This is a genomic window from Microcoleus sp. OTE_8_concoct_300, assembly GCF_031383065.1.
Taxonomy (GTDB): Bacteria; Cyanobacteriota; Cyanobacteriia; order Cyanobacteriales; family Microcoleaceae; genus Microcoleus.
This window is the reverse complement of sequence record NZ_JANMZH010000785.1, coordinates 1-1,046: the sequence shown is the minus strand read 5'-3', so window position 1 is coordinate 1,046 and position 1,046 is coordinate 1. Positions and strand designations below refer to the sequence as shown.

At 41.0% G+C, this 1,046-nt stretch carries 1 protein-coding gene; it reads right to left on the bottom strand.

Going from position 1 to position 1,046, the window contains the following annotated elements:
• Nucleotides 1–747 (bottom strand): transposase (locus tag ACUVJL_RS35060; protein ID WP_445250029.1); only part of this gene is annotated, 747 nt, incomplete at its 3' end.
• Between the last annotated feature and the right edge of the window lie 299 nt (nucleotides 748–1,046).

Below are 1,046 nucleotides of genomic sequence, written 5' to 3'. Positions count from 1 at the left end.
TTCAATATGAGCGAGGTTTCTTTTGATATATTGAAGTTGTTTTTTAATTGCCTGTCTTTTTTTGTGGCGGGATGGTCTTCTTTGTTTGGCTATTAATAAGTAATCTTTTCGGGCGAGATTACGGTAGGTTCTTGGTTTTTTACTGGTTTGATATTTGATCGGTTTATACAGGATATCTATAATTTTTTCGGTATGAACTCTGGCTTTGTTTAATAGTCCTAAGTCGGTCGGATAGGTAATGTCGGCTGGGGCCGAGGTAGCATCTAGGATTAATTTTCCGCGATTGGGTGACTCATTTTTGGCGTCCGAATCCTTTTTTTTTTCTGGTTTAACTGGGGTGATGGAGCGAATTTTTTCAACCATTCGTTCGTTAACTTTATTAATTAGGTTCGGACTAATTCTTTGCCGAAAATGAACTAATAGAGATGGGTCAAAGGGTAGCTCGTTACTGTAGCTTGATTGACCAATAAAGTATTGTAGATAGGGGTTTTCCCGGATCTGTTCTACTGTTTCACGATCGCTAATTCCTAATTTTTCTTTAATAATTAATGCCCCCAATGCCATCCTAAACGATTTGGCGGGTGCCCCCATTTCTGTGGGGAAGTTTTTAGCATATTCTGATTCAAATTCATCCCACGGGATTAGTTGGACCATTTTTACCCAACGGTTATCTGGTGACAACTTTCCACAGGAGGGGAGTTCAAAGTCGGAGGGTGAGGGGGGAGCAAGCTCAGCTTTTCTGTACACGAGCGCACTGGGTGATGCAAAGGTTTTGTACTATTTTACCTGTTTATCTTGCACACTTTTCTCGAGCGCGCGATCACATAACCAGGCTGTGTAACCTTTCTGCACTTATCCAGCAAGCCCTATTTATTGACACAGCATTTAAATGCTGAGCGAGCTTATTAGCGGGACTTAAACAAAAAATACGGTAAAAATACGTTATAATGCTTGCATAGCAAGCATATAACGTTAAAGAATGACCAATGAAAGAGACAACCCCTGCCGCGATGCCCCCCTGCTTCGATAGATGGTGTCAAAGATTT